The following is a 3,990-nucleotide window of genomic DNA, read 5'->3' as shown; positions in this document are numbered from 1 at the left end:
ACATTGCCGCTTTTCTTAGGGTTAACCGTGAGCTTCTGCCGACTGAACCCGCCGCCCTGCGACCTGCTATGATCAAAAACCACCCGACCGCCATGTCGCCCGGCAAGCGGCATTGTTCAGTGTTTTCCTAGCCGGCTCATGACTCTTGAATTGGGAGTACGACACCAACATAGGCGCATGCCCTTATCTGGCCCCAACAGTGTTTCATGTGCCCGAGAAGCATCTGCTAGGGGCGATCGATCGCTTTGTTGACCTGGCCGGGCTTCGGGCACACCTGGCACCTTGCTAAGCGAGACAAGACGACCTTCGATCGATTGTTGGCTACTGCTTCGGCATCCGCTCGGAACGGCGGCTATGAGAAGAGGTCCACCTGAACCTGCGTATCGCTGGTTTTGCCGACTCGGACTCGATGGCTCGGTCCCCCTAGTCGCGATCAACTAATAAAAAAACGTAGCGCTTCTCAAATGCTCGGCTAAGGGTTGGACCGGCCCGCGCGGCGCCCCTCTGGGCTGGAGAGGTGAACTGTCAGCAGCCGCCCGATGCCGCCCGAGCGCATTTTTGCCGGCGTCTCGTGGCCAGCCCTCGCGCGCCCGTCGCGTTCCATCCCTGGGTAACGTCTCAAGCCCGCCTTATGTCGCCTCTGCTAAATTCCTGCCAACGAGAAAATAGTCGGTGCGATATCTGAACTCACATCGGCAAGCGTGCCGAGCGTCTTCCGCGGGACCGAGAGTTCCTTTCTACCGACCGGATCTTGCCGGCTTGAGCATAGATCTCTCATGGCGCGGGTGCCGGCGCGGGCCGCGGTGACTACGGCGCCAAAGGCTGCATTGCCTCAGTACTGCGCCGCTGCGCGGCCAGTGCTGATCGTAAAATGCGCCGCCTCGAATCATCTAAACGTCAGGTTCTCACGGCTTAGCTTGTCGATCGACCGACAGCCCATCAGCTTCATGTCGCGTTCGATCTCATTGTGGAGATTTTGAAGGGCTCTTTCGACGCCGACCTGTCCCGCAGCCGCGAGCGCATACAGATAAAATCTGCCTCCCAAACACGCTTTCGCGCCCAGGGAGAGGGCTTTCAAAACGTGGGTGCCACGCCTAATTCCTCCATCGCAAATCACATCTATCCTGTCGCCGACAGCATCGATGATCTCGGCGAGCTGGTCAAATGGGCTCCTCGACCCGTCGAGCTGACGTCCGCCGTGATTGGATACCATGATCGCGGTCGCACCGATGTCCAGAGCACGCTTTGCGTCCGCAACACTCATGATGCCTTTGAGGCAGAACTGCTTGCCCCATTTCTTTCGGACAGTCTCGGCGTCTTTCCAGTTCATCGATTGGTCGAGCATCGTGCTGAAATAATCGCCGACGGATACCGAGACATTCGAACCCTCCTTCACATAGTCTTTCAGCTGGGGCAGCGCAAATTTCTCGTGCGAGAAGTAGTTGACCGCCCATCTCGGGTGTATGGCGAAACTGAGGAGACTCTCAAGAGTCAAGTGCGGTGGTGACGTGAAGCCGGTCCGCAAATCACGCTCTCGATTTCCCCCCGTGATTGTGTCGACGGTCAGCGCCAGTACGTCAAAATTCGCGGCGATGCACCGCTCGATCATACTGCCAGTTAGCCCTCTGTCCTTATGGAAGTACAATTGGAAAAGCTTCGGCGTGCCGATTGTGGAACCGATCTCCTCAACGCTCACCGTCCCCAGGGAGGAAACGCCGAACATGGTGCCAAACTTCTCCGCGGCTTTGGCGACCGCCCTTTCACCGTCATGATGGAACAGCCGCTGAAGCGCTGTCGGTGAGCAGAACAAGGGCATCTGCAGCTTCTGTCCCATGACCGTTGTCGACATATCGATGCTTTCGACTCCTGCGAGAACGTTGGGCACCAGGTCGCATCGCTCGTAAGCCTCGGTATTTCTTCGATAGGCGATCTCATCGTCTGCTGCGCCGTCGATATAGTGGAAGATTGGCCCGGGCAGTCTCTGCCTTGCTATCGAGCGAAAATCTCTGACGTTGTTGCATCGATCGATGCGCACGGGGTCCTCCGTCCTTGCGGGTTGTGCGTGCCTGCACAGTTGGCTCCGGTTCCAGCAAGCGCTGTCCGATGAAATTTCTAATGACCTACATGATCCTGTTTGTGGCCCGTCGCTCCAGACGCCTTGAGGTGCGCCACGCGTTCGCCGTCGAATCCGAGCACCTCTGTCAGGATTTCGTCAGTATGCTCGCCGAGAAGCGGCGACCGTTCGACCTTTAGCTCGTTGTCTGAGAGCTTCACCGGCTGACCGATCGTCACGTATGGTCCACGCTCAGGATGGTCAACTTTCACGAGAGTGCCGGTGGCATAGAGCGCGGCGTCATCGAGAAGTTCCTTCATCGAAAGGATGGGGCCGCACGGGATGTCCTGCTTGCTCAGGATGCCCATTAGCTCGAACTTCGTATAGCCGACCGTCCAAGCTTCGATGGTGTTGAAAATTTCGTCGAGGCGGGTGAGCCTGCTTGAGGGCGTCGCGTAGCCGGGATCGGAAATCCAATCTTCCCTGCCGATAACCTTGCAAACTCTATCCCATACCTTCGATTGCACGATTAGGTAGACGTACGCGTTCGGATCGGTCTCCCAACCCTTGCATTTCAGCACCCTGCCCGGTTGTGCGCCGCCCGAATCATTGGCTGCCCGCGGGACTGCGTCGAGAAACGGGATCCCCTCGCCGAATTGGCTGTATTCGGTCAGCGGTCCGCGGGCAAGCCGCTGCTGATCCCGCAGCTTCACGCGGCAGAGATTTAGTACCGCATCCTGCATCGACGCCAACACCCGCTGCCCTTTCCCAGTGCGGGTACGCTGAAACAGCGCCGTGACGATGCCCAGCGCGAGATGCACGCCTGTTCCGGAATCGCCGATGCCCGCGCCGGTAACCAATGGTATTCCATCGCGAAAACCCGTCGTGGAGGCTGCCCCGCCGGCGCATTGGGCGACGTTTTCGTAGGCCTTGCAGTCTTCGAACCGACCTGGTCCGAACCCCTTCACCGAAGCGACGATGATCTTGGGGTTGATCGCGTGGATTTTTTCCCACGTGAACCCCATTCGGTCGAGCGCGCCGGGGGCGAAATTCTCGACGAGGACGTCGCAGATTTTTATGAGCGCCTCCAGCACGTCGTGGCCATCCGGGTTCTTAGTGTCCAATGTAATCGAACGCTTGTTGCCGTTCATCATCGTGAAGTACAGGCTGTCGACATCCGGAATGTCGCGCAGTTGGGAACGCGTGACATCGCCGGTTCCCGGGCGCTCGACCTTGATCACATCGGCGCCGAACCAGGCGAGAAGCTGGGTACAAACCGGCCCGGCTTGGACGTGCGTGAAGTCCAGGATCTTTACACCTTCGAGTGGCTTGGTCATGGTAGTCCTCTCTTTCAAGACATAACTTGGAGTGTGCCGGCGCGGGATCGCCTACGCTGATCGCGATCCGCTCAAACCGTCTTCTTCCGTTCGCCGCGATTAAGCTCCAGTCGATGGCTTACGGTCAGAACGGTCTTGTCGAGCATTGGATTGGACGTGCAGCGTCCGCAGTCGCGTAGGAGAACCTCCCCCAATGGCACGTCGCATCAAGTCCGGGACAGGATTGCCCGAAAATGCGATCGCCCAGACCGCCAGCGCCCCAACGATTGCGATGGCGAGCACCACGCACCACAGGTCAAGCCGAAGATAGGCGACGGCACCCGCGAGCGTCCCAATGAGGAAGCCGAGCATGACTGGCCAGAGCTTGCTCAACCGTCCCTTGATTTCGACGTAGTCGCCTGCAGCTTTCGTATCGGCCGGCATACTGCCGTCGCGTCGCCACCAGGCCAGGAAGAACTTGGTTGTGTCGATCGCCAGCTGAATGGTGTTCGTCGTCATCACACTGGTAGATGGAAAGCCCTGCACCAGGAGTCGGACCAGTGCACTCTGGACCCCCATTGCGAAGATCCCCGACAGACCCGCCGATAACTCGGCCAGCCC

3 protein-coding genes and 1 pseudogene are annotated in these 3,990 nt (G+C 58.6%); 1 reads left to right on the top strand and 3 read right to left on the bottom strand.

The genetic code is table 11. The features are described 5' to 3' along the window. Positions 1 to 145 precede the first annotated feature (145 nt). Positions 146 to 423 (top strand): annotated as a pseudogene (locus tag VGI36_20010) (transposase). Between the two features lie 463 nt (positions 424 to 886). Here the strand turns inward: VGI36_20010 and VGI36_20005 are convergent. From VGI36_20005 to VGI36_19995, 3 genes are all read right to left on the bottom strand, one after another. Next, a complete protein-coding gene (locus VGI36_20005) occupies positions 887 to 2,035 on the bottom strand; it encodes an alpha-hydroxy acid oxidase (protein HEY2487434.1) in 1,149 nt (382 codons plus the stop codon). A 77-nt stretch (positions 2,036 to 2,112) separates the two neighbouring features. Further along, positions 2,113 to 3,390, bottom strand: a complete 1,278-nt coding sequence (gene frc / locus VGI36_20000) for a formyl-CoA transferase (GenBank protein HEY2487433.1) — start codon at positions 3,388 to 3,390, stop codon at positions 2,113 to 2,115. A gap of 99 nt (positions 3,391 to 3,489) precedes the next feature. Further along, the coding region (locus tag VGI36_19995; protein ID HEY2487432.1) for a DUF1275 family protein at positions 3,490 to 3,990 on the bottom strand (501 nt) is incomplete at its 5' end.

It is taken from the genome of Candidatus Binataceae bacterium (genome assembly GCA_036495685.1).
Classification (GTDB): domain Bacteria; phylum Desulfobacterota; class Binatia; order Binatales; family Binataceae; genus JAFAHS01.
This window is presented reverse-complemented; position numbering and strand designations above follow the sequence as displayed.

What these genes read in the sequence shown, in the direction of transcription:
- frc (HEY2487433.1), bottom strand. Translation starts at nt 3,390, where the DNA reads ATGACCAAGCCACTCGAAGGTGTAAAGATCCTGGACTTCACGCACGTC.